The sequence below is a fragment of the Streptomyces sp. NPDC005496 genome, from assembly GCF_042872045.1.
GTDB lineage: Bacteria > Actinomycetota > Actinomycetes > Streptomycetales > Streptomycetaceae > Streptomyces.
Genome location: NZ_JBIAJQ010000008.1, coordinates 425944 through 452904, shown reverse-complemented (window position 1 = coordinate 452904; position 26961 = coordinate 425944). Strand labels below are relative to the sequence as shown.

Here is a 26961-nt window from a genome sequence, read left to right as displayed (position 1 = left end):
TCGGTCAGGCGGCCGAGGCGTTGATGACGACGGGGACGTTGTCGCGGGTGGCCTTGGAGTACGGGCAGATCCGATGGGCGGCCTGCGCGAGTTCCTGTGCGGTGGCCTGGTCCACGCCGCCCAGGACGGGATTGAGGACCGTTGAGAGGGAGAACTCTCCGTCGTCGCCGTGGGTGAGGGTGATCTCGGCCGTGACGCTGGTGCTGGTCAACCGGATCTGGCGCTGGGCCGCGGCACGGCGCAGGGCGCCGAGGAAACAGGCGGCCCACCCGGCGGCGAGCAGCTGCTCGGGGTTGGTCGCGGTGCCGGCGCCGCCCAGCTCCTTCGGCAGGGCGAGGCTCGTCTCCAGCAACCCGTCGGAGGAGCGGACATGACCGCCGTTGCGGCCCTCCCCGTCGACGTCCACAACGGCGGTGTAAGTGACTGCCATGGCTGATGCTCCCCATCGGTGTCCGAAGTCCGTGAACCCCTCGACCGGGACATTTCATTCGTCACCGGTTGAACTGGTGACGTCATCATGGCAGTCCTTTGCGTCACCGGTCAAGGCGGTGACTAGTGGTGTGCGACTCCGTCCAGGACGACAACCGCGCCCTCCGGCCGACCGGCGAGGGGAATCAGGCGCGCCTGCCTACGGCGCTCGCCCCTCGCGCAGCCCGCGCGGATGCCCGGCACGGCGGGGTGCCAGGGCTTCTCCCGGCCCAAGGCGCGAGGGCGTCGCGAAGTGCGGTGCGGTGCGGTGCGGTGCGGGAGTTGATGCCGAGATTGCGGCAGAGCCGGTAGGGGTGCGCGCCGAGGGTGCAGTGCGCGAGGAAGGGACACTCAGCGACCTGCTTGCCGGTCAGCCCGGTCGCCGTCGGCATGGCGATCCGACGCTCCTCGGCCGTCAACGGCAGCGGGCCCGAGACGGACGCCTCGACGTGACCGGCGGCCCGCGGCTCGGTAAGCGTGCGGTCTACGCGAGGCCGGGCACCGAGTGGTTCGAACGTCGCCAGCATCGCGAGCATCTGCTCGCCGGGCCTCCCAGGTCGCGCGCGTACGGCGCCCGCGTTCGCCGTGGAGCAGGCGGACGCGGGCGACGCCGGACGGCCAGTGCCCGGGCCCGGTCACCGCGAGCGTCGCACGGTCGTCCTCGGCGGGTGACGGCCAGCTGCCGTGGCCGAGTGGACGGTCAGAGGCCCAGATCGAGGGCCAGGCACGAGTAGTAGTTGAACGCGCTCTCGGGGTTGTACGAGGCGCTGCCTCCGCCGGGCGCGGCTTCCGCGTCGATCGTCATGTCCTCGACGCGGACCCGCTCGGGGAGTTTGCCGAAGCGCGCCTGCCGGGCCGCAGCGTCGGGGTCCACGGGGAGTTCGTTGTTCATGGCCGTGCTCCATTTCGTCGATCGTCCCGCTCATCGCCTCGGGCGACTACCGTGAGCCTGCTCCACTCTTTGTCACCTGTCAAGACGGTGACGTAAGGACGTAGGCGAGCACACCTCCAGAACGGCGACGGACGCATGTCACATGTGAGCCCCGTCGCGGCACCCCGTTCGGTCGGGGGCACACTTCACGCGGACGCTGCTTCGGCGACGTGGTGCCATCGGGCGTCCTTCGCGGCGAGGCGGTCGGCCATGTGCTGCGCCGCGGCGAAGGCCAGGACCGTCTCGGCCGGCGTGCGGCCCAGGCCGGGTGAACTCCCCGTGATCAGCCAGGTCTTGCTCAATGAGTCCTCCAATCCCTCGTCGGTGCGGGACTCACGGCTCCCGCGTCGCGTGGCCGGCATTCAGACGGTGATGGTCTTGTACTCGGTGTACGTGCCGATGCCGACCGCGCCGTACTCGCGACCGATGCCGCTGGCCTTGAAGCCGCCGAACGGGCCGTCGAAGGCGATGGAGGCGCCGTTGATCGTGACGGTCCCGGTGCGGATCCGGCGGGCGACCGCGAGGGCGTGCTCCTCGTCCGCGGACCAGACACCTCCGGACAGGCCGTACTCGGAGTCGTTGGCGATGCGGACGGCGTCGTCCTCGTCGTCGTAGGCGATGACGACCAGGACCGGGCCGAAGACCTCCTCCTGCGCGATCCGCATGGAGTTGTCGACGTCGACGAAGAGGGTGGGCGTGACGTAATTGCCCTTGTCCAGGCCGGCCGGGATCTGCGGGCCGCCGACGACGAGGCGTGCACCTTCCTCGATGCCGAGCCGGATGTAGCTGCGGACCCGCTCCTGCTGGTCGGGGCGGATCATCGGCCCGATGAAGGTGTCGGGGTCGTTCGGGTCGCCGACCTTCAGCGACTCCACCAGTTCCTTCAGCCCCTGGACGACCTCCTCGTACCGGCTGCGCGGGGCGAGGATACGGGTCTGGGCGATGCAGGACTCGCCGTTGTTGAGCAGCGAGCCGAACTTCACGCCGGCGACGGCCTTCTCGATGTCGGCGTCGGGCAGGATGATCGCGGCGGACTTGCCGCCCAGCTCCAGGCTGACCCGCTTGAGCTGCTCACCCGCGATGGCGGCGATGCGGCGGCCGGCACCGGTGGAGCCGGTGAAGGCGATCTTGTCGACGTCCCGGTGGGACACGAGGTGTTCGCTGGTCTCGCGGTCCGCGGGCAGGACACTGACGACGCCTGCGGGCAGGCCCACCCGCTCCAGCAGTTCTGCCAGGAATCCCATGCTCAGCGAGTTCTCCGGGGAGACCTTGAGGACCACGGAGTTGCCGGTGACCAGGGCCGGGATGAGCTTGGAGGTGGCCGAGGAGAACGGCGAGTTCCACGGGATCACCGCGGCCACGACACCGATCGCCTCACGACGGACCACGCTGCGCACCGGGGACGCCGGGTCCGAGGGGACGAGCGTCTCCTCCCAGCCGAACTCCTCCGCCGCCCGCAGGTAGGCGTTCGCCTGCCGGGTCAGACCGGGCTGTCCGGCGCGGGTGAACCAGCCGGCCGAGCCGTTCTCCAGCGAGATGAGCCGGGCGATCTTCTCGGCGTCCTCCTCGCGCAGCGCGTTGAAGCGGCGCAGGACGGCGATCCGCTCGGCGGGCGGGGTCAGTCGCCATTCACCCGCCTCGAAGGACTTCTTGGCGGCCGCGACCGCGCGGTCGACGTCGGCGGGCTGCGCCTGGGCGGCGCGGGCGACCACCGACCGGTCGTGCGGAGAGACGATGTCGAGCAACTGCGGGCTGCTCGGCTCGACCCAGGAACCTCCGATGAAAAGCCGCTCGTAGGTGATCATGCGCTCGCCCTCTTCCGTGACATTGAGTCGTCTACTCACTCACTCAAAACTGTCACTTCAATGTAGCACTTTAGATTCTTACGTACACAGCCGAGAGTCGGTAAAGCCGACGGTAGGACTTGACCCATACCCGCGACGCACCATGTCACCTGTTTGACAGGTGACGCAACGTGTGTGAGGGTCATCGCACCGAGGCGCCGGAGCCACCTCGTACCGCAGGTGCGAAGGGAGGACTCCGGGCGCGAGCCGGTCACCGGACACGCACGACGGAGGGTTTCTCACCATGATCAACAGGCGCACATTCAGCAAGGCCGTAGGCCTGGGCACCGGTGCGGCAGCGGTCTCGCTGGCCGGCCTGCAGAACGGCGCGTCCGCCTCCACCGCCGCGCACCAGGCGGCAGGCGCGTCCGCCCCCGCCGTGCCCACGATCACCCCCGGCACCCACACCGGTTTCCGCAGGCTCAAGCAGGTCAAGGCCGGAGTCCTCGACATCGGATACGCCGAGGCCGGGCCCGCCCACGGCCCGGTCGTCGTCCTTCTGCACGGCTGGCCGTACGACATCCACAGCTTCGTCGACGTCGCACCGCTCCTCGCCGACCTCGGCTACCGCGTGATCGTCCCCTACCTGCGCGGGCACGGCAGCACGAGCTTCCTGTCCCGCAGCACCCCCCGCACCGCCGAACAGTCCGCCGTAGCGCTCGACATCATCGCCCTCATGGACGCACTGAAGATCGACAAGGCGGTACTGGCCGGCTTCGACTGGGGCTCGCGCACCGCCGACATCATCGCCGCGCTGTGGCCCGAGAGGGTCAAGGCCCTTGTCTCCACCAGCGGTTATCTCATCACCAACCGCAAGGCGCAGCTGACGCCTGCCGCCCCGGCCGTCGAGCACAACTGGTGGTACCAGTGGTACTTCGCCACCCCTCGCGGCAAGCAGGCCATGGAGGACGAGGAGGAGCGCCTCGCGCTGTGCCGCTACGTGTGGGAACTCGTCTCCCCCAACTGGGACTTCGACGACGCCACGTACAACCGCACGGCCGAGGCGTTCAAGAACCCCGACTACGCCGCCGTCGTCCTGTTCAACTACCGGTGGCGCATCGGCCTCGTGGAGGGTGAGCCCCGCTACGACCGCTATGAGAAGCTGCTCGCCGCCCAGCCCCCCATCCACGTCCCCACCGTCACCCTTGACGCGGCCCTCGACCCGTTCACCGCACCCGGTGGGGGTTCGGCCTACCGCGACCACTTCACCGGCCCCTACGCGCACCGCACCGTCGAGAACATCGGCCACAACCTGCCGCAGGAGGCCCCGACCGCCTTCGCCCAGGCGGTGGTCGACGCGGACCATCTCTAGCCCGTCGCCCATCGCACGGGGCGTCCTGGCCGCTTCCGCCGGGTCTCTCCGCACGCCCCGCCTGCGCTGCCGGGAAGAGCCTCGCTCTTCCCGGCAGCGCAGGCGTTTCGACAGGGATGCCCCGGCGCGAGCCGACACCTGCGCAAAGTGCAGAGTCACACCCGCACGCACCAACCTGGAAGCCCTCTCACAACTGTCACCGTCTTGACAGGTGATGAGACTCCACCGAATGCTGAGACGAGCACTAGGGATGCGGCCACCGGCTCGCGCCGAACTGGTCGGCGGGGGCGGCCATGCCGACGGCCGGCCCCGGTGCGGGTGCCGGCCGGTCGAGGCGGCTGTGTACGCGCTTCAGGCGGCGACGGTCTCCTGTACGGCGCTGTCGGGGATGTTGCCGGCGCTCCCATCCGGGCCTTCCCTCTCGCGGGAGGGCTTGAGGAAGAGGGCGAGGACGATCCCGACCGCCAGGCTCGGGGCGATCCACAGGTAGCCGGTGGCGGTGGCGTGGGCGAAGGCGTCGAGCGCGGTGTCGCGCAGGGAGGCGGGCAGGTGGCCGACGGTGTCGGGCCGGGCGGCGTCGAAGCCGCCGACGGTGGGCAGGGCGCGGGTGCGCTCGGCGAAACCGGAGTTGAGCAGGCTGCCGAAGACGGCGACTCCGAACGCCGCGCCGATCGAGCGGGCGAAGGTCACGACGGCGCTCGCGGCGCCCAGGTCGGCGGCGGGCACGCTGTTCTGGACGGTGGTCAGTACGACCATGGGGACCATGCCGATACCGACGCCCGTGATCAGGAAGTAGCCGCTCAGGGCCAGGGTGCCGGTACCACCCCCGATGGTGCCCAGCAGCAGGAGTCCGGCGAGGTTGGCGGCCAGGCCCCCGAGCAGGATCAGGCGCAGCCTTTCGACGTGAGCGGCCCAGCGTCCGGCGAGGGACTGGCTGACGACCAGGCCGGCGACCAGCGGCAGCATGTGGATTCCGGACAGGGTCGCCGAGACACCGTGGACGATCTGGAGGTAGGTCGGCAGGTAGACCAGGACGGCGAACATGGCGGCGTTCGCGAAGAAGCCGATCAGCGAGGAGAAGACCACGGTCCGGGAGCCGAGCATGGCCGGCGGCAGGACCGGGGCCGCGGCCCGGCGCTCTACGGGCACCAGCAGTGCGGCCAGCGCGAGGGTGGCGGCGATCAGGCCGATGATGGCCGGTGAGCCCCAGCCCCACCGCTCACCGAAGGACGTCACGAGGACCAGCCCGGTGGCGATGGCGGCCAGGACGGTGGCGCCCGCGTAGTCGATAGGGGCCCTGGCGCCCCGGGTGGCCGCGGGCAGCGCCCGGGCGGCGAGGACGAGGGCGACGATCCCGACCGGCAGGTTGATCAGGAAGGCCCACCGCCAGGAGAGCTGGTCGGTGAAGATGCCGCCCAGCAGCGGGCCGACGATGCTGGCGACGCCGTAGACCGAGCCGAACATCCCCTGGTACCGGCCGCGCTCGCTCGGGGCGACGATGTCGCCGACCAGGGCGAAGGTCAGCACGATCATGCCGCCGCCACCCACGCCCTGGAGGACCCGGGCGCCGATCAGTTCGGGGAGGGTCTGGGCCAGGCCGCAGGCCACCGAGGCGGTCAGGAAGATCCCGGTCGAGGTCAGGTAGAGCCGCTTGCGGCCGAACATGTCGCCGAGCTTGCCCCACAGCGGTATCACGGCGGTCGAGGCGAGCAGGTACGCGGCACTGACCCAGGCGATGTCGTCGAACCCGTCCAGGTCCTGCGCTATCCGGGGCAGCGCGGTGGAAACGATGGTCTGGTCGAGCGCGGCGAGCAGGACCGCCAGGATCAGCGCGCCCATGGCGGCGGCGACACCACCTGCCCGCGGTGACGCGGACTGTGTCTTCGACATCGACTTGCCTCTCTCCGAAGGAGCAGAGGTGCTGCGCCCGTCCCGTCCACGCCTCACCTTGCTGGCATTATCTCCTTTATCTGCCTCTTGAATGTAGCACTTAGATGGAAGTGATACACACCGTAAGGACGCTAAATGCCTCAAGGGTCACAGATCACCGATAGAATCGCCGCGTGAGAGCCGACGCAGCGCGCAACCTGGAAGCCGTCCTGACGACCGGAGCCCGCATGCTCGCCGCCGACCCCGGCGCCAGCATCGCGAGCATCGCCGCCGAAGCCGGCGTCGACCGACGTACCGTCTACCGACGCTTCGCCTCCCGCGAAGAACTCCTCGCCGCCATCTACGAAGCCCGCCTCACCGCCATCGAGAACGCCATCGAAGACGCCCGACTACGCGAAGCACCCGTCACCGTCGCCCTGCACCGCTACGTCGAGAACGTCATCACCGTCAACCGCACCTGGCCCGTCGACCTCACCCGCATGCTCACCCACGACACCATCCGCCAACGCCGGGACACCTCCGTGACCGAAGTGGACACCTTCCTCCAACGGGCCACCGACGAAGGACTCCTGCGCTCCGATCTGCCGCAGGGGTGGGCGAGCGCGCTGCTGCCCCAGTTGACGCACCTCGTGAACCGGCAGCTGCCCGAACTGAGCCCGGGCCGGGCGGCGGACGTCGTCGTCGACACCCTGCTGCACGGCCTCGGGGCTCCCTGACCGAGGAACGCGCCCGTACGCGCGCGCGTCCCGTCGTAGCCCATCTCCTCCGCGGCGCGGCACACGCGCGGGATGCGACGGGTACGAGCTGGAAGACCCCTACGACGCCGTGGTGCTTTCGGAGGTGCACGGCATGCGCAAGCGGCGCGAGCCGGGGGGCTCTACGAGTTCGTGCAGGAGCAACTCCGCCTGCGCGGCGAGGAGTCCGTGTACGTCGACGACACCGCGGCGTATCTACAGGTTCCACGGTGCTCACGCGATACGTGTGACCTCGCGCAAGGCACCCCCTGTCCGGGGGCGGCTGGTTCCCGCACCCGGGGCCAGGTCAGGCCTTCAGTCGGTGGGGGTCCGCGGGGTAGACGCCCAGGAGCCGCACCTCGGTGGAGAAGAAGCGCAGTTCGTCCAGGGCGAGGGCGACGCGCTCGTCGTCCGGGTGTCCCTCGATCTCGACGTAGAAGCGGCTGGCCCCCAGCCCCGCGCCGATCTGGTAGCTCTCGATCTTGGTGAGGTTGACGCCGCTGCTGGCGAAACCGCCGAGTGCCTTGTAAAGGGCGCTCGGGATGTTGCGCACGCTGAAGAACACGCTCGTCATCGTCGGCTTCCCCGCGTCCGGCGCCGGGGCCGCGTCCCGGGACAGCACCACGAACCGCGTGGTGTTGTCCGGGTCGTCCTCGACCTCGGGGCGCAGCACGTCGAGACCGTAGAGCGCGGCCGCGGCGGGCGGGGCCAGCGCGGCGTGCCGAGGATCGCCCAACTCGGCCACCTCGCGCGCCGCCCCGGCCGTGTCGTCGCTGACGAGCGTGCGCCAGCCGCCTTCCCGCAGCAGCTTGCGACACTGCCCCAGCGCGTGCACGTGGCTGCGGACGCACTCCACCTGGTCCAGGGTGGCGCCGGGTACGCCCATCAAGTCGAAGCGGATCGCCAGGAAGTACTCGCCGACGATGAACAGCCCCGACTCCGGCAGCAGATGGTGCACGTCGGCGACGCGGCCCGCGGCCGAGTTGTCCACCGGGATCACGGCGACGTCGGCCTCACCGAGGGTCACCGCGTCCAGGGCCTGCTCGAAGCTGGTGCAGGCCACCTCGCCGCCGACCGAGAACAGGGCGTGCGCGGCGGTCGCCGAGTTGGATCCGGGTTCACCCTGGTATGCGACGGTGGTCACCGTGTGGGGCCTTCCTGCGGGAGGTTCTTTCGCCCGTGGCAGCTCTGCTGCGTACCGCGTCTGCATGCAGTATCGACGAAACCACCGCGGCGACACGCACCAGGGCCGCCGGCCACCGGTGACCGGCGCACCCTCGCCCACCGCTACGAGGTCCCGGCGGTCGCCCCCGGTGCGAGCCCGGTACGCCTCTCGGCCCTTGCCGGGCCAACTCGGGGGCGAGGGCGAGAAAGACCCCGGGGAACAGGGAGCGCCGCTCCGAGGTTCCGAGACGAGGACGGCGGCGCCCACCCCGCCGGGCTCCACGGGACCGCCGCCCGGCACACGTGTGACCGTCGCGGTTAGGATCGCGACACATGTGGGGCGACAGGAGGACGGGTGTGAGCGGGACTGCGGACGACGTCGCACACGATGCCGCGCTCACCCTGGCCGCACAGGCGGGCGACGTGTCCGCCCTGGCCGGGCTCCTGGAGCGGCACCGGCCCGGCATGCGCGCGGTGGCCCTCAGCCTGCTGGGGCCAGGCCCGGACGTGGACGACGTCATGCAGGACGCCGCACTCGTGGCGCTGCGGCGGATCGTGGACGTCCGCGACCCCCGGGCCGTGGGCCCGTGGCTGCGCATGGTGGTACGCAACAGCTGCCGGGCCCTGCTGCGGGACGCCCGCCGCACCCGGCCCGTGGCACAGGTGCCGCTCCCGCCCGACCGCGTCACCCCCGAGCACCTCCTGGAGAGCCACGCGCTGCGGGACTGGATCTGGGCGGCGGTCGAGACGCTGTCGCCGACGCTGCGGCTGCCGGTCGTCCTGCGCTACTTCTCCACCGGCATCACCTCCTACGCGCAGATCGCCGAGGCCTGCGCCGTGCCGGTCGGCACCGTCCGGAGCCGGCTCAGCCAGGCCCGCGCCCTACTCGCCCGCGCACTCACCGCCACGGCGTCCTCGGCGCACGAGGACGTGACACGGCGTACGGAGGCCAGCCGGCAGGAGGCCCACGAGACGCTCGCGGCAGCCGAGCGCGGGGAATTCGACAAGGTCGTCAAGGACCGTTACTCCCGCGACGTCTCCCTGCTGACCCGGGGTGAGCGGCTCGGCGGGACCCGCTTCCTGCTGGCGGGCATGGACTGCGACCTCGCGGCGGGCGTACGCCAGCGGCCGGTCCATGTGGTGGCCGGACGTTCCCTGGTCGTGTGGGAGATGGAATTCCTCAACCCGGCCGACGATCCGGACCACTGTCCCCCGGGCGTCGCCTGGATCATGACTCTGGACGGCGGCCGTGTCGACAGGATCTCCCTGTACCACTCGCCCCGCACACAGCCGAAGTCAGCACCTGCCGAAGCGGGTTGAGACGTAGGTCCAGACCCGTGACCGAGCCGCCACACCCCCTCCCTGTGAGCCGGATCACACGTCGACCATCGAACTTATCGGCGGGCGAACTCTCGTGTCGGTGTCAGAAACCCACACACCGCACGGAGGTCCCGATGGACACGACCAGCGCGCACACAGAGCCGGCCCTCTCCCCCGGCACCCACACCTACCGACTGGGCGGCGTGGTCCAGCGGTACCACGTCCACGGCACGGGGCCGGTGTGCGTGGCCCACCCGGGCGGCCCCGGCATCTCCTGGGAGTACCTGCGCATGCCCGCCCTCGAGGCACACCTGACCATGGTGTACGTCGAACCCGTCGGCACCGCCCAGGACAGCCGTCTGCCTTCGCACCCGCACGGATACACGCGCGAGCGCTACAGCCGCTTCCTGCAGATACTCACCAACCGGCTCGGCGTGCCGAAGGTGCACCTGCTGGGGCACTCGCACGGCGCATTCGTCGCCGCCCACCACGCCCTGCACCGCTCCGGGCAGCTGGCCGGCGTCGTGCTGTACGAGGGCTCCCCCGTGACCGGCCCGGAGCACGGCGCCGAGGCCGCCCGCATGGTCGAGGCGTTCGCGGCCCGCCACGCCGGGCATCCCGAACTGCCCGGCGTGCTGGCCGCGTTCGCCGCCATGTCCGCCATCGAGAGCGACGAGCAGACCGAGGCGGTGGCCAAAGGCGTACTGCCGTCCTACTTCGCCGACTACTGGGGCGACGTCGAGCGGTACACCCCGTTCCGGGACGCGATCCGGGCCACCCACATCTCGGGCCTGGACGAGGACCTCGCTCCCGACGTCGTCGACGACCGTGCCGCGCTGAAGGACCTGGCGGTACCGGCTCTGGTGATCGTGGGCCGGCACGACGTGATCTGCGGCATGCGCTGGGGCCTCGAACTGGCCGAACTGATCCCCGACTCCCGCCTGCTGGTCCTGGAGAACAGCGGTCACATGGGGCACGTGGAGGAGCCCCGACCGTTCGCCGAGGGGGTCCAGCGCTTTGTACGGGAGACCACCCTATCGCGGGGCGGCGCCCTCTAGGACAACGCGTCGTCCGCCGGTCCCACTCCGGGGCCGGCGGACGAACGGCGGACTCGGTGCCTGTTCAGGACGGCCGGGGGCGTGCGCACAAGGTACGTGGCCGCGGCTTGCGGCCCGCGTGCCCGGCCCGGAGTGGCGGACGTACGGGCTCCGCGCCCGGTCGGGGTGGGCGACCGGCGGTGCGGGGTGGCGGTGTTACTCCGGACGGACCGGCCGCGGCGGCGGCACCGCCGTACGGCGCCCGAGAATGACCGGACCTCGTGTCCGCGTACCCACCGGCCTCGCAAGGCCTGTGGACCCTGTCGAGAAGGGGGACGAAATGGTGTTCCGCATCCGGTCGGTCACCGCGGTCGCTCTCGCCGCGGTCGCGTTCCTGTGCGCCCTCGCGGTGCCGTCCTGGGCCGGGCCCCCGCCGGTGCCCTGGCCGCCGCCCCGCCAGCCGGTCCCCTTGTGGGTGCCGCCCGCCGTGACGGGTCGCTGGCCGCCTGCTCTGCCCGTGCTGCGCGCCTCCTCCGAGGCCGCCGTGATCGCGGCCGTCAACCGGTACCGCGACCGCGCCGGCTGCCCGCCCGTGCACCCGAACGGCGCGCTCGGCCGGGCCGCCCGCCGGCACAGCGCGGACATGGCCCGGCACGGGCGGCTGTCCCACACCGGAAGCGGTGGCAGCACCACGGCGAGCCGGCTGCGGGCGGCCGGATACCGGTTCGGTCAGGCGGGCGAGAACATCACCGCCGGACCCGCCACGCCCAGGGCCGCCGTCGACGCCTGGATGGACAGCCCGCCGCACCGCTCCATCGTCCTGAACTGCGGGTACGACGATGCCGGTGCCGGCGTCCGGGCCGGGCGCCGCGGCTCCTGGTGGACGCTGGTACTCGCCTCCGCCCGCTGAGCGGGGAACCGGTGGCCGACCGGCGAGCGGCACGGGCTGCCGCGAGTGTGCCTCTGGCCGCTCCCGTGCCCGGTCAGCCGACGAGCGTCTGGGTGCCCAGGACGGTGAGCAGGGCGAGGCGCTCGGCGTCGGGGGTGCCGGGCTCGGCCGTGTAGACCATGATGCGCAGGTCGCTGCCCGCGACGGTGAGCACGTCGCAGTCCAGGGTCAGGGCGCCCGTCTGCGGATGGTCGATGGTCTTGCGGGCGGCCCGGTGGTGTCCGACCGCGCCGGAGTCCCACAGCTCGGCGAAGCGGGCGCTGCCGGAGCGCAGTTCCCCCACCAGACGCCGCAGTCCGGGGTCCGCCGGATAGCGGTCGGCGGCCGCACGCAGGTCGGCGACCAGCGCGGCCTCGAACGCGCGCCGCTCGTCCGGGGTGTGCCGCACCCGGCCGCCGGGGCCGAGGAAGTTGCGCCACACGCCGTTGCGCTGGTGGCCGCGCCACCCCGAGACGTCACCCATCAGCGCGGCGTACGCGGCGTTGGCCACCAGCAGTGTCCAGGCCGCGTCGTAGACGGCGACGGGGGTGCCGGTGAGCCGGTCCAGCATCCGCTGGACGCTCGGGGTGAGGTGGCCGGGCACCGTCTCGGGTCCCGGCGGTGCCAGCCCGGCCAGCCGGAACAGGTGGGAGCGCTCGGTGTCGGACAGCCGCAGCGCCCGGGCCAGGGCGGCGACGACCTGCGCCGAGGGGTGGGAGGCGCGGCCCTGTTCGAGGCGGGTGACGTAGTCGACGGAGATCCCGGCCAGCAGGGCCAGCTCCTCCCGGCGCAGCCCGGCCGCGCGCCGCTGGCCGCCGGCGGGCAGCCCGGCGCTCTCGGGTGAGACGCGGTCACGCCAGCGCCGTACCGCCTGTCCGAACTCCGCCGTCGCCATGCGCCCAGTGTGCCGCGCGGGGGACGGGGGTGCCTGGTACCGCTGGTCCCAGGAAGCCTGGGCATCTGGCTGTGCGAACCGCGGCGGCCGAGTCTTGGGGCATGACGACAACACTGATCACCGGAGCCAACAAGGGCCTGGGTTTCGAGACCGCGCGACGGCTCGTCGCGGCCGGTCACACCGTGTACGTGGGCAGCCGGGACGCCGAGCGCGGGCGGCGGGCCGCCGAGCGGCTGGGTGCCCGGCCGCTGCTCATCGACGTCACCGACGAGGAGTCCGTGACGGCGGCGGCGAAGAGGGTCGAAGCCGACGGCGGACTGGACGTGCTGGTCAACAACGCCGGCATCGAGGGGCGCACCCCGCAGGGCGGCGTGGTGGGCGCCGCGGAGCTGACCGCGGACCTGATGCGTCCGCTGTTCGAGACGAACGTCTTCGGCACGGTGCGTGTCCTGCACGCGTTCCTGCCCCTGCTGGCGCGTTCCGCCGCGCCGGTCGTGGTGAACGTCAGCAGCGGGCTGGCCTCCCTGACCGCGGTGAGTTCCGCGGGCACGCCGACGTACGCGTATCCAGGGGTCGCCTACCCGGCCTCGAAGGCCGCGCTGAACATGGTCACCGTGCAGTACGCGAAGGCGTTCCCCGGCATGCGGATCAACGCCGTCGAGCCCGGGTACACCGCGACCGACCTGAACGGGCACACCGGCACGCAGACCGTCGAGGAGGGCGCCGAGATCATCGTCCGGATGGCGATGACCGGCCCCGAGGGACCGACGGGCGGCTACTTCGACGCGGAGGGCCCCCTGCCCTGGTGAAGCGGAGGCGGGACCGCCCGCGGCGGGGACAGGGGGGCGGGGCACGAGATGCCCCGCCCCCCCCTTCTCTCCCCGTCACAGGAGGACCGTGGCGCGGCGCCGCCGGGACCTGAGCCCGGCGGCGCCGCTGTCGACCTGCGTCAGCTCTTGGGCATCAGCACGGTGTCGATGATGTAGACGTTGGCGTTGGCGGTCTTGACGTTGCCGCAGACGACCTTGGCGGAGTCGTTCACGGTGTAGGACTCACCGGAGCCCGAGGTGGTCAGCTTGGACTTCTCCAGCGTCGGGAAGGAGCCGTTCTCCAGGTCCTTGGGGGTGAGCTTCTGGCCGACGACGTGGTAGGTGAGGATCTTCGTCAGCTGCGCCTTGTCGTTGAGGACCTTGTCCAGGTCGGCCTTCGGGATCTTCGCGAAGGCGTCGTTGGTCGGCGCGAACACGGTGATGTTCTCCGCGTTGTTGAGCGTGTCGACCAGACCGGCCTTCTTCACGGCCGTGACCAGCGTGGACAGGGCCGGGTTGTTGGAGGCGGCGGTGGCCACCGGGTCCTTGGCCATGCCGTCGAAGGAGCCCGCGCCGTCCTTGGGCACCGAGGCGCAGGCCGGGCCGAACGGCTCGTCGGAGCTCATCTCGTCGGCGGTGCCGCCGGCCGAGGTGTCGGTGGCCGCCGCGGAGGCGGAGGTCTTCGACGAGCCGGACGATCCGGAGTCCTTGCTGTCGTCGGAACAGGCGGTCAGCGCGATCGGCAGCATGGCGACTGCGGCGACGGTGACGGCGGTGCGGCGGATACGAGTGTTCATGACGGTTCTCCAGTCGGATGTTGCGTAGGAAACGCTGCGTAGGGATGTGCTTGATGAATCGGTTGAAGTGGCTTGTGGGCGTGGTCAGTCGACGGTGACCACCACCGAGTGGCGACCGCTGGCCCCGTCCGGGATGGTGCGGGTGCGCCGGTCGGTCTGCACCCGGCCGCTGCGGTCGGTGGCGCGCACGGTCAGGGTGTGGGCGCCTCGGGTCGCCTTCCAGGGGAAGGACCACTGGCGCCAGGTGTCGCGGGTGTCCTCGGCGGCCAGGTCCGCCTGCTGCCAGGGGCCGTCGTCCACGCGGACCTCGACCCGGTCGACGCCCCGGTGCTGGGCCCAGGCGACCCCGGCGACCATGACCGCGCCGGCCGCGGGACGGGCGAACGGCTTGGGGGTGTCGATCCGGGACTGCGTCTTGATCGGCGCCTTCCGGGCCCACTTGCGCTTGACCCAGTACGGGTCGTAGGCGTCGAACGTGGTCAGCTCGATGTCCTCGATCCACTTGCAGGCCGACACGTACCCGTACAGGCCGGGCACCAGCATGCGGACCGGGAACCCGTGCTCGAAGGGCAGCGGTTCGCCGTTCATGCCCACCGCCAGCAGCGCGTCGCGGCCGTCCATGACGTCCTCGACCGGGCTGCCGATGGTCATGCCGTCGACCGAGCGGGCCACCAGCTGATCGGCCGGTCCGCCGCGCGAGGGCGGCCGGACACCGCACTCGCCCAGGAGGTCCGCGAGCCGGACCCCGATCCAGCGCGCGTTGCCCACGTACGGGCCGCCGACCTCGTTCGACACGCACGTCAACGTGATGTGCCGCTCGACGAGTTCACGGCGGAGCAGGTCCTCGAAGGTGAGCGTCGTCGGACGGGCCACGCCCTTTCCGTGGATCCGCAGCCGCCAGTTCGTCGCGTCCACCTTCGGTACGACCAGAGCGGTGTCCACCCGGTAGAAGTCCTTGGTGGGCGTCACGAACGGGCTCACGCCGGCCACGCGCAGCCCGGCTCCCCTGGGGACGGGCGGTGCGGCGGAGGAGGGCGCGGGCAGGACGAGCCGGTCGCGCGAGGCGACCGCCTCCTTGCCGGTACGGCCGTTGAGCGAGCGGCCCCACAGTCCGGCGCCGGCGGACACGGCTGCGGCGGCGGTCGCCGCGATGACGAATCCCCGGCGGTCCCAGCCGCGTCCGCCCGCCTCGTCCCCGGCCCGTGCGGGCGATCCGGCTCCGGACGCCTCGGGCGAGCCGGTGCCGTCGTGCGGCGCCGGGTCCTCGGCGGGCGCCGTCGACGCCGCGCCGACGGCGTGCGGGGCGGGTGCGTACAGCCTTCCGATCAGCAGGTAGAGCAGCAGCGCACCGGCGAGGGCGCCGACGACCGAGGGCAGGGCGTCTCCGAGACCGGTGGAGTCGGGACGGCTGGTGGCCGCCACGGCTCCGACGACTCCGAAGAGGAGCACCCCGGCTGCTCCCAGGCGGCGGTGACGGACCGCCAGGATCCCGAGTGCCAGTGCGAGCAGGGTCAGCGCGGCGACGATGCCCAGTTGCAGGACGAGTTTGTCGTCGGTGCCGAAGTGGCGGATGGCCCAGTCCTTCACCGGGGCGGGCGTGCGGTCGATCGCCGCACCCCCGACGGCGACGACCGGACCCGCCTGCGGGCGCACCGCCGCGGACACCAGCTCCGCGACCGCCAGGGCGGCGAAACCGGCCAGGAACCCGCTGAGCGCGCCGAGAAGGAGCCGCGCCCAGAGTGCGGGTGGTTGCCGGTCGTTCTGCTCTGTCCTCACGTGGGGAATCCGGTCCGGGGCGGGAGCCGGATTGGTGTCGGGCCGAAAGGGATTTAATTGGCTAACCGACCAATCCGCGGCGCCCGCGGCAACGGATGAAACCCTCGCGCGCCCTCCGCCGGCGCGCCCCGCCGAGCACCGTCATCGCCGCGAGCGCGCCACCTGACCTGCGTATACGCCCTCTCCACCCGACCGCCTCGTACAGCGCGCCGTTGCACGGGCGACGGTCATGGGGCCACGGAGGGCGAGGGTGAACCTGGCCGCGAGTGGTTGACGGGCGGGGGCGCGGTGGCGGTGGCGAGGACGGCCGCCGCCCGCAGCTGTCCCGCCCGCGGCTTCCGCCCTCCGGCCGAATGGAGGTCTCAGGGGCTCGGGGATCGCATCCACGAGGAGGAAGTGAGGCAACAGGGTCCACGCAATGGGGTGTCGGAGCGAGGCCGCGTGAGTAACTCGGGTGGACCTGAGGGCTGTTCACCGAGAACTGTGCCGCCTCACCCGTGCCGCGCCAGGAACGCCTCCGTCACCGCAACGAACCGCCCGGCGTCGTCGAGCCACGGGTAGTGGCCCGCGGCCGGCTGCACCTCCAGCCGCGCGTCCGGGAACAGCGCCGCCAGCTCCGCCACCGACCGCGGAGGGCTGTTGACGTCGTACTCGCCGGTGAGCAGCAGGACCGGCGCCGGGCAGGCGGCGAGCGCCTCCCGGGTGGCGCGCGGGGTGAAGGCGCCCTCCGCGGCGAAGTGGGCGACCGCGTCCTCGTTACGCGGCCGGCCGGCGCTGTGGTGCTGACGCGCGGCGTCGTCCCAACGGCCGTAGAAGAAGGGTGTGATGGCCTCCGGGTCACCATCGGCGCCTTCGGTGAGCGTCTCCAGGGCCGTGTACGCCGACGCGAACCACGGTTCCCCGCTGCGCAGTCGGGCGAGGTCGCGCCGCGTTCGCCCGGTGATCTCCAGGCCGACGGCGCGGGTGCTCGGGCCGACAAGGACGAGGGTGTGCAGGCGCTCCGGGTGACGGGCCGCGTACTGGACGGCGACGTTCGTGCCGGCGGAGTGGCCGAGCAGGTCGACGCGGGGCAGGTCCAGGTGCCCGCGCAGCGCCTCGATGTCGTCGACCAGACGGTCGCAACGATAGGTCGAGGTGTCCGCGGGCTTCGCGGAACGGCCGGTGCCGCGCAGGTCCGCGACGATCAGGCGGCGGTGTGCGGAGAGGCCGCCGAGGTCGCCGAGGTAGCGGGAGTCGGCGGGACCGCCGGGGACGCAGATCAGCGGAGGGCCGCTGCCCGCGGTGCGGTAGGCGAGGCGGGTTCCGTCGGGTGCGAGGAAGGTGGGCATGGCCGGGATCCTGACAGCTATAACCAGGTTTTACAACCCGGTTATGACCCGATGCGGCCAGGGTGTATAACCAAGGCATGGCAGGTGGAGACAGGGAACACGCGGACCCCTCGGCGCTGAGCGAGAAGCAGGCCGAGGCGATGCTGGCCGGTATCAACGAGATCATCCGCGCGGGCGAGGAGATGCGGGCGCTGCGCGCCGAGTTGATCCCCGTCTTCGCCGGTTTCGGCTGGACCCAGGAGAAGATCGCCCGCCTCACCGGGATGAGCCAGCCCGCCGTGTCCAAGCAGTTGACCAGGCACCAGGGCCGCGACGCGTCTCCGACGGTGGACCTCACCCTGGACCAGGACGACGCTCCCTGGCTCGAAGGGCGGCTGTGGGCGCTCGCCGACGCGATCTCCGAGTCATGCGGCGACGACGCCCGTTGCACGCAGCGCGTCCAGGCCCTCGCCCGCGGCAGGAGGCGCTTCACTCCCGAGAGCGTCGACGAGCTGCGCCGTCTGGTGGAGGAGGACCTGCGGTCGGGTCGGGGCGAGCTGCCCGGCGGTTACCGCAGGGCGTACGACGAGATCAGCCGCCGCCTCGACGTGCCTGGGAAGAACACCGCCGCCGCCACCGGTTCGGCGTCGGTGCGCCGTGCCCTCGCGCACCGGATCCAGCGCGACTGGTTCCGGGGCGACGTCTGAGCACGGGTCCCGACGGGCCGGTCCCGGTGACCGGAACGGTTGCCGTCCGCGCCCGGTCTCAGGGGGCGAGGGTGGGGGCGGGCGGTGTCCAGCGGCGGGTGCGGGGCACCGCGGTCGGGACGTCGTAGGCCTTCTTGAGGTGTTCGGGGATCGCGTAGTGCATCACGCGGCCTCGGGTCAGTGAGCTGAGTTCGAAGCGGGTCGTCAGGTGGCCGAGGCGGTCCAGTGCCCAGGCTCCCAGCGGGGAGCTGTCCTCGATCGCCTCCAGGGCGCCCAGCAGAGCGGGGGCTGCCTTGACCGCCGTGTCCCAGGGGGTGCGGGGCACCTGGAGCCAGTCGGCGCAGGTGTCGCCGACGAGATAGCGGATGAGGGCGCCGACGACGGGATCGAAGAGGGTCCCGGGGACGACCTCCTCGTACAGGTCGAGGAGTTGACGGGTGAGGTGGGCGCCCTCCTCCGAGGGGCCCATGTGGCGGGTCATGTACAAGTCGGAGAACTGGCGGGCCTGTTCGAGGTCCTGCGGTACGTGTTCCTGGTCGACGCCCAGCATGGCGCCCACCACGCGCCACGCGTAGTAGTAGGACTCGGCGCCCTCCGTGCTCATGTGGATGCCGAGCCGGTGCAGGGCGTCCAAGGCCTGGATGGAGAACATCATCTGTCCTCCGATCATGTCCTCCTGGCAGATCGGGACGCCCGGGCTCTCCGTGTCCCCGCATCCCTCGCGGCGCAGGTGGTGGCGGATGGAGGCGTGCAGCAGGCGCACCTTCTGCGCGGCGGGGACGAAGCGGCCGCCTGCCTCGAAGGCGTCCGGCTGCATGAGATGGACGGTGAACTGCCCTGTCTCCGCCATCCGTTTGGAGGGGTAGCTCAGGCCGTGCGTCGCGGACAGGAGCCTGGCGACGTGCGGCACGACGTAACAGGCCGGCATGGAGGCGAAGGACAGTGCGGTGGAGATGTGCACGTTGTTGTCGATGAAGAACAGCCGTGCTTTCTCCATCTCCGCCCAGTCCACCCAGGAGGGCGGGGCCGCCGTCTCGTGCAGGTAGGCGCGGGCGACCTCCGGCAGTCCGTCGGGCAACTCCTGACCGGCGGTGGAGAAGTAGCGCATGAGGGTGTTGAACTTGCCGACCTCGCCCCGCTCGAAGAGGGTCGCCACGGTGGCGTCGGCCAGTTCGTCGCCCGCCTCCCGCAGCGCTTGCAGGGACTGCTCGGTGTAGACCATCTGGGACTCCTTGCGGGTTGTCACGAAGGAGCCGCGCGCACGTAGGGGCGCGGCGGGATGTCAGTGCCGGCGGGCGGTGGCCGTCTGCGCCAGGTGGCCGAGGGCACGGCCGGCTTCCGGAGGCAGGTCCGTGTCGTGCAGGACGGCGGCGGCGACGGCGATCCGCTCGGCGATCATCGCCTCGATGCGGGCGGGGGCACCGGCGCCGTGCATGATCTCCCGCACCCGGCACACGCCGTCCTGGTCGAGGTCGCGCCGCCCCAGCAGCCGCGTCAGTTCTTCCCGCTCGGCCGCCGACGCGCTCTGCCACGTCTGCGCCAACAGGGCGGTGGGGCGGCGGGCGATGAGGTCGTCCGCGTTGGCCTTCCCGGTGCGCGCCGGGTCGCCGAACAGGCCCAGCAGGTCGTCCCGCAGCTGGAAGGCCTCCCCCAGCGGCAGTCCGTAGTCGGAGTACGCCTCCAGCAGCCCGCCGCGCGCCCCGGCGAGCAGACCCCCGATGTGCAGGGGGTGTTCGACGGTGTACTTGGCGGTCTTGTAGCGGATGACCTTCAGCGACGTGTCGGTGTCCGGCGGCCGGCCGGTGCGCAGGATCTCCAGGCACTCGCCGGCCACCAGCTCCCTGGCCAGGACCGCCCACGCGGGGCGGGCCCGCGAGAGGTAGGCGGCGGGCAGGCCGCAGTTGGTGAACAGCTGCCCGGCCCAGGACATCAGCAGATCCCCCACGAGCATGGCCAGCCAACGGGCGGCCGCCTTGGGGCGGGGGCCCTCGGAGGTGACGGCGCGCAGAGCGCGATGCGCGGTCGGCAGGCCGTGCCGGATGCTGCTCGCGTCGATGAGGTCGTCGTGGACGACCGCCGCCGCGTGCACGAGTTCCATCGAGGCCGCCGCCCGCATGAGGGCGTCACTGTCCGGCTGTCCGGCCGCCCGCCAGCCCCAGTAGCAGAAGGCCGCCCGGAGCCGCTTGCCGTGACGGGTGGCGATCTCCAGCTGTTCGGCCACCGGCGCGAGTCGCTCGTCGATGTCCAGGAGGAGGTCGGCCTCCTGGCGCACGAAGTCGCGCAGCACCCGGTCGACCCGGGCCTTGAGGGCGGTGTGGGCGCTGCCCTCAGTCATCGGCGCCGCCGGCGCGCCGGGCTGCCGCGTGGCGGGCGAGCACCTCCATGTGCGCCGGGGGCCGTGCGGCGTAGCGGTCCAGTGCGAGCTGACCGCGCGCCTTGAGGTCCTTCCGGCCCTCTTCGGCCAGTTCCACCACGTCGGAGCGGCCCAGCAGTCCGCGCAGGCCTCCCACGACGGTGCTCATCGCGCCGATGGCCAGGTCCGCCACGCCCGCGCCCAGCAGCAGCACGTCACTGTGTCCCGCGTCCCGTGCTCGTCCGGTCTCGTCCGTCACGCCGTCCCCCTCTGCTTGCGGCCGCCGCGGGTCCGCAGCACGACGTCCGGCTGCGGGACGGGGGCGGCGGCACCGAGTTCCCGCTACGAGACTGACCGGGCCCGCCCGGCGACACGGGGAAGATCACCCATCGGGTGACCTGGCGGACTGACGTGCCACCGACGCCTGTACGAGTGCCGGCGCGGCGCGTCTCCGCCGCAGGTCGGGCCGTCCGGCGGGGACCGGGGCCGGAGGGGGCGGACGTCAGCGGCTCAGGAGCAGCCAGAGGAGGAGGGTGGCCACGACGCTGATCAGCAGGGACCCCAGACAGCCGACGCGATTGCTGAAGAAGAACATGGCCGCCGTCTACCCGCGTATACGCCGGTCGAACGCCCTGGATGTGCGTCGGCTGTGCGCCCCCCTCACGCGGCGGCCCGGGCACCGCACGGCGGGTGGGCGACGTCTCCGGATGCCCCGGCTCGGTGATAAGAAACGCATAAAACTTCCAGGTGTGCGGGTGGTTCGGCGGGGCACACGGCGGAACGGAGGTTGATAACTATGGTTCCCCTGCTTCTCGTACTTCTGCTCGCTCTGATCCTCTTCGGTGCCGGGTTCGCCCTGAAGGCACTGTGGTGGATCGCCGTGATCGTCCTGGTGATCTGGCTCGTCGGCTTCTTCGCCCGCTCCACCGGGGCAGGCGGCAGCCGAGGCCGTTGGTACCGCTGGTAGCAGCGGCTGACGGCCACCGCGAAACGGGTAGGGGCGCACCGACGATCGGTGCGCCCCTACCCGTGTGCGCGGAGCACTCTCACGTCTTTTGCACAAAGTTCCTGTATCGGCACCCCGCTGCCGGGTACGCGGCTGGTCTGGTCCGGGGCCGACACCTGCGCCGGCATGGGAACCCCGGCACCTCCACCAGGGGCCGGTCCCGGATCAGGCCCCGGCGATGTGTGCCGAGGAGCCGTCGGGCATCTCGCGCTCCGGCGTCCGGCCGGGGATCCTGAGCTCATGTCCGGTAACGGTGCCCCACCACTCGCCGCCGACGACCGCGGCAACGCCCTGCTTTCCCTCCACCCGGGGGATGAGGAAGCACCGCCCGACGACGCTCCGTTACCGGCCGCCCTGGTCGCCCTGTGGCACGCCGGGCGTGTGCTGCTGGTCTTCGACCGGTAGGCGTTCCTGGGAACTCCCCGGCGGCGGCATCGAGGACGGTGAGACCCCTCGCCAGGCGGCCGTGCGTGAACTGCGCGAGGAGAGCGGCCAGTCGAGCCGTGAGCCGTTGCGCTTCACCGGCCGGCCCCGCTTCTCGCTGACACCCGACGGGCGCGTCGAGTACGCCGCCCTCTTCACGGGCCACACCGCCGCCGTACGCGCCTTTCGCCCCAATGCGGAGATCTCCGCGATCCGTTGGTGGGACCTCCGTGCGGCCCTGCCCGGTCGCGTGCGGGCCCTGGACACCTACCTCGCCCGGCTCACCCGTACGTGATCGGCCTGCCCCCGGCCGGGTTTGTCCCGGACCCCGGCGCAACGTGATCGCCGGGTCGTATGCTGCCGGGATGACGAAGCTGGAGCGGTTGCGGGCCGACCACGCACCGGCGTTGCTGGCGTTCGAGCGGGAGAACCGGGAATTCTTCGCCCGGAGCATCCCGGACCGCGGCGACGCCTACTTCAGCGAGTTCGCGGCTCGCCACCGCGCCCTCCTCGCCGAACAGGACACCCGCGCCTGCCACTTCCACGTCGTGGTGGACGAGCGGGGCGACCTTCTGGGCCGGGTCAACCTCGTGGACGTCCAGGACGGGAACGCCGAACTCGGTTACCGCATCGGGGAACACGCAACGGGACGGGGCGTCGCGACCGCCGCGGTCGCCGAGGTGTGCGGGCTCGCCGCCGCGGCCTACGGGCTGACGTCCCTCGTCGCGCGCACCACGACCGACAACCCGGCCTCGCAGAGGGTCCTCGCCCGTAACGGGTTCACCGTCGTCGGTGACACCACACTCAGCGGACGCCCCGGCATCCGCTACCACCGCCGCCTCTCCGAACCGGCCCCGTAGTCACTCCTGGGCCGTACGGGCGGAGAGACAGCTCACGGTGATGTGCCGCCCGGTCCGCCGGTGTCCTCGCCGCGCTGGTGACCCCGGCGGGCGTCACGGTCGAAGATGCCCAGGATCTCGCAGGGTCCGCCCTCCGCCCCGATGGCGTGCGGAAGCATGGTGGGGAACTCCGCCGCCTGGTTGGTCTCGATACGGAAGCGCCGGTTGCCCAGCAGCAGGACCGCGGTGCCGGACAGGACCACGAGCCACTCACGGCCCGGGTGGGCACGCATGCGCGAAGGGCTGTCGGGCGGCGGGCTGGTCATGCGCTGACGTACGACCGTCATCCCCGGCTCCGCCTTGACCGACCAGTGCATGCGCGCGTGGGCGGCGTCGACGACCGGGTTGGAGACGACATCGTCGGTTGCGCTCTCGACGAGCTGGTCGAGGGAGGTGTCCAGGGCGCGGGCGATGGTGACGAGCTGGTCCAGGGCGAGACGGCGGTGGCCGTTCTCGATGCGGCTGAGGGTGGACTGGCTGACCTTGGCACGGGCGGCCAGCTCCTCCAGTGACCAGCCCTGAGCCACGCGCAGGGCCCGGATCCTTTTGCGTACCAGGCTGTCCAGCTCACCATCGTCTTGCGTCATAGGCAAAAGTGTATGCCCTGGATGCAAGGGGTGCTTAGCGTCGTCCGTGTCCCGGTCGGCGACGCCCCCTCTATCCCCTACCCGCACCTTTTCGGGCGGCCGGGTTCTGCGCGAGGCCGTCCGGGTCCCGCCCTACGCACGCCCCCCGAGAGGACTCCATGAGTACCGACCCGTCTCCGCAGGTCAGCGACACCCCGGCAGGCGCCCCCGGCAAGGAAGGACCCGATGCACGGCAGCGGCGCGCGATCCTGACCGCCGTCTGCGTCGCGCTGATGGCCGTCATCGCATCGGTGTCCGGCCTCAACGTCGCCCAGTCCGATCTCGCTGTGGCCTTCGGCGCCTCGCAGAGCACGGTCCTGTGGATCATCAACATCTACACGCTCAGCCTGGCGGCGCTGCTGCTGCCGCTCGGTGCCATCGGCGACCGGCTGGGCCGTAAGCCCATGCTCCTCACCGGTCTCGCCGTCTTCGGCGTCGCCAACGCCGTCGCAGGGCTCGCCCCGTCGGCCGAAGTCATGCTCACCGCGCGCCTGTTCAGCGGAGTCGGCGCGGCGATGATCATGCCCATCACCCTCGCCGTCATCACCTCCACCTTTCCGGCGGAGGAACGAGGACGGGCGATCGGCGTATGGACCGGGGTGGCCGGCGGTGGCGGCATCCTTGGCATGTTCCTCTCCGCCGCTCTGGTCGACGTCGCGAGCTGGCGCTGGCTGTTCGCCCTGCCCGTCGCGCTCGTCGTCGTGGCCCTCGTCCTGACCCTGCGCTCTGTCCCCGACTCCCGCGAGAAGACCGGGCACTCCTTCGACACGGTGGGCGCGCTGACCTCCGTCGTCGCCGTCGCCGGCCTCGTCTACGCCCTCCAGGAAGGACCGGAGGCCGGGTGGACCGCGCCCGCCACCCTGCTCGGCCTGGCCGTCGGTGTCCTCGCCGCCGGCGTCTTCGTGGCCTGGGAGCTGCGCCGCCGGGACACCGCGCTCCTCGACGTGCGCCTGTTCCGGGAGCGAGGTCTGGCCGGCGGCTCGGTCACGCTCCTGGCCGTCTTCGGCGTGCAGGCGGGCATCTTCGTGGTCCTCTTCCCGTTCCTCCAGGCCGTCCTCGGCTGGTCGGGACTCCTGTCCACGCTCGCCCTGATGCCGATGGCCGTGCTCATGATGGCGTCCTCGGGCCTCGCCCCGCACCTGGTAGCGCGCGTCGGCGCCCTTACGGTCTTGGCCGCGGGCATCCTCCTGGCCGGTGCCGGGCTCGCCCTCATGGCCGCCATGGTCTCCGTCGAAGGCGGCTACCCGTCCGTCCTTCCCGGCATGCTCGCCATGGGCGCCGGCATGGGCCTGTCGATGACACCGTCCACGGAGGCCCTCACCGGGGCCCTCCCGCGGGAGCGCCAGGGCGTCGCGTCCGCGCTCAACGACGTCACCCGCGAACTCGGCACCGCACTCGGCGTCGCCCTGCTGGGAGCGCTCCTGGCCTCCGGCTACCGCGACGCCGTCGACTCCCGGCTGTCCGGCGTTCCGGACGGCGTCGCCGACACCGCACGCGAAGGCGTCTCCAACGCGCTGGCCGTCGCCGACCGGGCGGGGCCACAGAGGGAGGCCCTGATCCGGGCGGCCGAGGAGTCGTTCGTCGAGGGCTGGCAGCACGCCATGTGGACCGGTGTCGCCGTCATGGCGGCGCTCTTCCTCTACGTCCTCACTCGCGGCCCCGAGCACCGTCCCGCCGCCCCGTCCGACGTCCCGGCTGACGACTCACGCGAGGCCTCTCAGGGACCGCAATCAAGCAGGGGAAGCGAGAACCACACGGCCTTGCCCTCCTGAGTGGGCAACGTGCCCCAGGACAAAGCCAGTTGGTCCAGCAGCGCCAGACCGCGCCCCGACTCCTCGTCGAGCGCCGCCGTCCTGGCCTGCGGCAGCACCGGACTGCCGTCGCAGACCTCGATGTTGAGCTCGTCCCTGGTGCGGCGCAGCCGCAGCCGCAGGGGGTCACACGCGTGACGCACCGAGTTGGCGAGGAGTTCGGAGGCCAGCAGGCAGGCGGTGTCGGTCAGGTCCTCGCAGTCCCAGTCCCGCAGGATACGGCGCAGGAAGCGGCGCCCCTCCCCCACACTCACCGGCTGCGCGGACAGCAGTGCGGACACGGCGGTGAGCGGCGCCGGAGGGATCCGGGTGAGCAGCAGGGTCACGTCGTCCGCGTAGTCCTGGGGGTCGGGCAGCAGGGCGGCGAGTACGGCGTCTGCGGCCTGTTCCAGACAAGGGGTGGCACTGACGGCCTTTTCCAACGCCACGGCGAGGGCCCCGAGTTGCTCCTCGATGTCGCTGGTGGGGGTCTCCACCAAGCCGTCGGTGTAGAGGGCCAGCACCGAGTCCGGAGGCACCGTCAGCCGGGTCTCCTGGTGGGGCACCTCGCCGACGCCCAGCGGCACGCTGACCGGGACCGGGAGTCTGCGGACCCGTCCGGCGGCGTCCACCTCCAGCACGGGCAGGTGTCCGGCGGAACAGACGGTCAGGGCGCTCTCGTCCGGATCGAGAATCATGTAGCAGCAGGTGACGAGCTGGTCGGGCATCTCGCTGACGACCGCGTCCAGGGCGCGCATCAACTGCCAGGGCGGCATACCGGTCTTGGCCAGGGCGTGTGAGGCCGACCGCAGCTGGCCCATGACGGCGGCCGCCTCCAGGCCACGGCCCATGACGTCGCCGATCAGCACTCCCACGCGGCCGCCGCCGAGGGCGATCAGGTCGAACCAGTCCCCGCCCACCCCCGCGCCATGGCGTGCGGGGAAGTAACGACTGGAGGTGTCCATCCCGGGCAGCGGGGCGGGTGAGCCCATGAGGCTGCGCTGGAGGGTCAGAGCGACGTGGCGCTGCTGCTCGTAGAGTTGGGCCAGTTGGGCCTCGGCGGCCTTGCGCTCGCTGACGTCCCGGATGGCCGCGGAGACGAGGGTGCCCTCCGGGGTCTCCAGCGGGCTGAGGCTGATCTCCACGGGGAACTCGCCGCCGTCCTTGCGCAGCCCGTGCAGGTTCAGGCCCGCGCCCATGGGGCGAACGCGGCGGTTGTCGACGTAGCCGTGCCGGTGGGTGGGGTGGTACCGGTGGAAACGCTGCGGGACCAGCATCTCCACCTGACGGCCGAGGAGTTCCTCTCGTCCGTAGCCGAACAGGGTCTCCGTCTGGGCGTTGACCAGCTGGATGGTGCCGCCGTCGTCCACGATGACGATGGCGTCCGGTGCGGCCTCCAGCAGGGCACGGAAACGTGCTTCCGCCGCCTGACGTTCGCTGACGTCGCGCACGGCGGCGGAGATGAGGAGTCCGTCGGGCGTCTGCAGCGGGCTGATGCTGATCTCGACCGGGAACTCGGCCCCGTCCCTGCGCAGTCCGTACAGTTCGAGGTTCGCGCCCATGGGGCGGACCTGCTGGTTGTCGGAGTAGCCCAGGCGGTGGCCCGGATGCTGGGCGCGGAAACGCTGCGGCACCAGGATCTCGACGGGGCGCCCGAGCAGTTCAGTGCGGGGATAGCCGAACAGGGATTCCGTCTGGGCGTTGACCAGACGGATCACCCCGGCGTCGTCCACGATCACCATCGCGTCGGGGGCCGCCTCCAGCAGTGCGCGGAAGGGCTCCTCGGTCACGGGGATCGCGTGAGGTCTGGGGGATGCCTTGTGCCTGCCCGAGTGCATGGAACATTCCAGCATCAACCGGCCGCGGCGCAGGTGGCTTGTCGACAAACGTTCGTTTGTGACACGTCTCTTCCTGAACGAGCCCGTACCGGTCGCAGACGACTGCG

General features: G+C 71.6%; 27 protein-coding genes. 12 read left to right on the top strand and 15 right to left on the bottom strand.

Annotated elements, in window-relative coordinates; all coding sequences use genetic code 11:
- Window positions 1-4 precede the first annotated feature (4 nt).
- The 4 genes from ACFYQQ_RS26160 to ACFYQQ_RS26145 all read right to left on the bottom strand — a co-directional run bounded on the left by ACFYQQ_RS26160 (window position 5) and on the right by ACFYQQ_RS26145 (window position 3204).
- The gene (locus ACFYQQ_RS26160; RefSeq protein WP_356240698.1) at window positions 5-430 is read right to left on the bottom strand and encodes an Ohr family peroxiredoxin; all 426 of its coding nucleotides are present in this window, start codon (window positions 428-430) and stop codon (window positions 5-7) included.
- A gap of 738 nt (window positions 431-1168) precedes the next feature.
- Window positions 1169-1360: a hypothetical protein gene (locus tag ACFYQQ_RS26155; protein ID WP_355792704.1), complete on the bottom strand. Its 192-nt coding sequence runs from the start codon at window positions 1358-1360 to the stop codon at window positions 1169-1171.
- 185 nt (window positions 1361-1545) lie between these two features.
- A complete protein-coding gene (locus ACFYQQ_RS26150) occupies window positions 1546-1701 on the bottom strand; it encodes a hypothetical protein (RefSeq protein ID WP_355792707.1) in 156 nt (51 codons plus the stop codon).
- 60 nt (window positions 1702-1761) lie between these two features.
- Window positions 1762-3204, bottom strand: coding sequence for an aldehyde dehydrogenase (locus ACFYQQ_RS26145; RefSeq protein WP_355792713.1), 1443 nt, complete (start codon window positions 3202-3204; stop codon window positions 1762-1764).
- Between the two features lie 283 nt (window positions 3205-3487).
- On the opposite strand from ACFYQQ_RS26145, the gene ACFYQQ_RS26140 reads away from it, so the two are divergent.
- Complete coding sequence (locus tag ACFYQQ_RS26140) at window positions 3488-4555, top strand: alpha/beta hydrolase (protein ID WP_355792710.1); 1068 nt, start codon at window positions 3488-3490, stop codon at window positions 4553-4555.
- 351 nt (window positions 4556-4906) lie between these two features.
- Here ACFYQQ_RS26140 and ACFYQQ_RS26135 read toward each other — a convergent pair whose 3' ends face one another.
- Entirely contained in the window at window positions 4907-6445 is a 1539-nt protein-coding gene (locus ACFYQQ_RS26135) for an MDR family MFS transporter (RefSeq protein ID WP_355792629.1), read from the bottom strand.
- Window positions 6446-6672: 227 nt separating this feature from the next.
- Between ACFYQQ_RS26135 and ACFYQQ_RS26130 the strand changes: the two genes are divergently transcribed.
- On the top strand, window positions 6673-7161 hold the full coding sequence (locus tag ACFYQQ_RS26130; protein ID WP_355792635.1) for a TetR/AcrR family transcriptional regulator: 489 nt from the start codon (window positions 6673-6675) through the stop codon (window positions 7159-7161).
- A 325-nt stretch (window positions 7162-7486) separates the two neighbouring features.
- Here the strand turns inward: ACFYQQ_RS26130 and ACFYQQ_RS26125 are convergent, their stop codons facing one another.
- Complete coding sequence (locus ACFYQQ_RS26125) at window positions 7487-8323, bottom strand: prephenate dehydratase (RefSeq protein ID WP_356240706.1); 837 nt, start codon at window positions 8321-8323, stop codon at window positions 7487-7489.
- A 377-nt stretch (window positions 8324-8700) separates the two neighbouring features.
- Here ACFYQQ_RS26125 and ACFYQQ_RS26120 point away from each other — a divergent pair, with 377 nt between their 5' ends.
- The 3 genes from ACFYQQ_RS26120 to ACFYQQ_RS26110 all read left to right on the top strand — a co-directional run bounded on the left by ACFYQQ_RS26120 (window position 8701) and on the right by ACFYQQ_RS26110 (window position 11610).
- Window positions 8701-9663 carry an RNA polymerase sigma factor gene (locus tag ACFYQQ_RS26120; protein ID WP_388905278.1) on the top strand — a complete coding sequence of 321 codons (963 nt, stop codon included), beginning with the start codon at window positions 8701-8703 and terminating at the stop codon, window positions 9661-9663.
- A 134-nt stretch (window positions 9664-9797) separates the two neighbouring features.
- Window positions 9798-10721: an alpha/beta fold hydrolase gene (locus ACFYQQ_RS26115; protein WP_388905276.1), complete on the top strand. Its 924-nt coding sequence runs from the start codon at window positions 9798-9800 to the stop codon at window positions 10719-10721.
- Window positions 10722-11040: 319 nt separating this feature from the next.
- Complete coding sequence (locus ACFYQQ_RS26110; protein WP_388905274.1) at window positions 11041-11610, top strand: CAP domain-containing protein; 570 nt, start codon at window positions 11041-11043, stop codon at window positions 11608-11610.
- Between the two features lie 73 nt (window positions 11611-11683).
- On the opposite strand, the gene ACFYQQ_RS26105 is transcribed toward ACFYQQ_RS26110, so the two are convergent.
- Complete coding sequence (locus ACFYQQ_RS26105) at window positions 11684-12523, bottom strand: helix-turn-helix transcriptional regulator (RefSeq protein ID WP_388905272.1); 840 nt, start codon at window positions 12521-12523, stop codon at window positions 11684-11686.
- Between the two features lie 101 nt (window positions 12524-12624).
- Here ACFYQQ_RS26105 and ACFYQQ_RS26100 point away from each other — a divergent pair, with 101 nt between their 5' ends.
- The gene (locus ACFYQQ_RS26100; RefSeq protein ID WP_356240720.1) at window positions 12625-13332 is read left to right on the top strand and encodes an SDR family NAD(P)-dependent oxidoreductase; all 708 of its coding nucleotides are present in this window, start codon (window positions 12625-12627) and stop codon (window positions 13330-13332) included.
- Window positions 13333-13472: 140 nt separating this feature from the next.
- Here the strand turns inward: ACFYQQ_RS26100 and ACFYQQ_RS26095 are convergent, their stop codons facing one another.
- The 3 genes from ACFYQQ_RS26095 to ACFYQQ_RS26085 form a co-directional block, all read right to left on the bottom strand.
- On the bottom strand, window positions 13473-14129 hold the full coding sequence (locus ACFYQQ_RS26095; protein ID WP_356240723.1) for a fasciclin domain-containing protein: 657 nt from the start codon (window positions 14127-14129) through the stop codon (window positions 13473-13475).
- An 84-nt stretch (window positions 14130-14213) separates the two neighbouring features.
- Window positions 14214-15905: a molybdopterin-dependent oxidoreductase gene (locus tag ACFYQQ_RS26090; protein WP_388905269.1), complete on the bottom strand. Its 1692-nt coding sequence runs from the start codon at window positions 15903-15905 to the stop codon at window positions 14214-14216.
- Window positions 15906-16396: 491 nt separating this feature from the next.
- Complete coding sequence (locus tag ACFYQQ_RS26085; protein ID WP_355794431.1) at window positions 16397-17233, bottom strand: alpha/beta hydrolase; 837 nt, start codon at window positions 17231-17233, stop codon at window positions 16397-16399.
- 77 nt (window positions 17234-17310) lie between these two features.
- On the opposite strand from ACFYQQ_RS26085, the gene ACFYQQ_RS26080 reads away from it, so the two are divergent.
- Complete coding sequence (locus ACFYQQ_RS26080; RefSeq protein ID WP_355794432.1) at window positions 17311-17919, top strand: sigma-70 family RNA polymerase sigma factor; 609 nt, start codon at window positions 17311-17313, stop codon at window positions 17917-17919.
- Window positions 17920-17977: 58 nt separating this feature from the next.
- Here the strand turns inward: ACFYQQ_RS26080 and ACFYQQ_RS26075 are convergent, their stop codons facing one another.
- Genes ACFYQQ_RS26075 through ACFYQQ_RS26065 form a run of 3 tightly spaced genes read right to left on the bottom strand, consistent with a single transcriptional unit; the run spans window position 17978 to window position 20531 of the window.
- Window positions 17978-19141, bottom strand: a complete 1164-nt coding sequence (locus ACFYQQ_RS26075; protein WP_355787382.1) for an oxygenase MpaB family protein — start codon at window positions 19139-19141, stop codon at window positions 17978-17980.
- 60 nt (window positions 19142-19201) lie between these two features.
- On the bottom strand, window positions 19202-20254 hold the full coding sequence (locus ACFYQQ_RS26070; RefSeq protein WP_355787379.1) for a polyprenyl synthetase family protein: 1053 nt from the start codon (window positions 20252-20254) through the stop codon (window positions 19202-19204).
- The gene (locus ACFYQQ_RS26065; RefSeq protein ID WP_355787376.1) at window positions 20247-20531 is read right to left on the bottom strand and encodes a hypothetical protein; all 285 of its coding nucleotides are present in this window, start codon (window positions 20529-20531) and stop codon (window positions 20247-20249) included. The genes ACFYQQ_RS26070 and ACFYQQ_RS26065 overlap by 8 nt, the downstream gene beginning before the upstream one ends.
- A gap of 537 nt (window positions 20532-21068) precedes the next feature.
- Here ACFYQQ_RS26065 and ACFYQQ_RS26060 point away from each other — a divergent pair.
- The 4 genes from ACFYQQ_RS26060 to ACFYQQ_RS26045 all read left to right on the top strand — a co-directional run bounded on the left by ACFYQQ_RS26060 (window position 21069) and on the right by ACFYQQ_RS26045 (window position 22561).
- On the top strand, window positions 21069-21239 hold the full coding sequence (locus tag ACFYQQ_RS26060; protein ID WP_355787373.1) for a DUF5670 family protein: 171 nt from the start codon (window positions 21069-21071) through the stop codon (window positions 21237-21239).
- A gap of 279 nt (window positions 21240-21518) precedes the next feature.
- On the top strand, window positions 21519-21683 hold the full coding sequence (locus tag ACFYQQ_RS26055) for a hypothetical protein (protein ID WP_355787371.1): 165 nt from the start codon (window positions 21519-21521) through the stop codon (window positions 21681-21683).
- Complete coding sequence (locus tag ACFYQQ_RS26050) at window positions 21658-21996, top strand: NUDIX hydrolase (protein ID WP_355787368.1); 339 nt, start codon at window positions 21658-21660, stop codon at window positions 21994-21996. The genes ACFYQQ_RS26055 and ACFYQQ_RS26050 overlap by 26 nt, the downstream gene beginning before the upstream one ends.
- Window positions 21997-22066: 70 nt before the next feature.
- On the top strand, window positions 22067-22561 hold the full coding sequence (locus ACFYQQ_RS26045; protein WP_355787365.1) for a GNAT family N-acetyltransferase: 495 nt from the start codon (window positions 22067-22069) through the stop codon (window positions 22559-22561).
- A 32-nt stretch (window positions 22562-22593) separates the two neighbouring features.
- Here ACFYQQ_RS26045 and ACFYQQ_RS26040 read toward each other — a convergent pair whose 3' ends face one another.
- Entirely contained in the window at window positions 22594-23187 is a 594-nt protein-coding gene (locus tag ACFYQQ_RS26040) for an XRE family transcriptional regulator (RefSeq protein WP_355787362.1), read from the bottom strand.
- A gap of 158 nt (window positions 23188-23345) precedes the next feature.
- On the opposite strand from ACFYQQ_RS26040, the gene ACFYQQ_RS26035 reads away from it, so the two are divergent.
- Window positions 23346-24998: an MFS transporter gene (locus ACFYQQ_RS26035; RefSeq protein ID WP_388905265.1), complete on the top strand. Its 1653-nt coding sequence runs from the start codon at window positions 23346-23348 to the stop codon at window positions 24996-24998.
- On the opposite strand, the gene ACFYQQ_RS26030 is transcribed toward ACFYQQ_RS26035, so the two are convergent.
- Window positions 24944-26806, bottom strand: a complete 1863-nt coding sequence (locus tag ACFYQQ_RS26030; RefSeq protein WP_355793234.1) for a PAS domain S-box protein — start codon at window positions 26804-26806, stop codon at window positions 24944-24946. The two genes, ACFYQQ_RS26035 and ACFYQQ_RS26030, sit on opposite strands and share 55 nt — an antisense overlap.
- Window positions 26807-26961 lie beyond the last annotated feature (155 nt).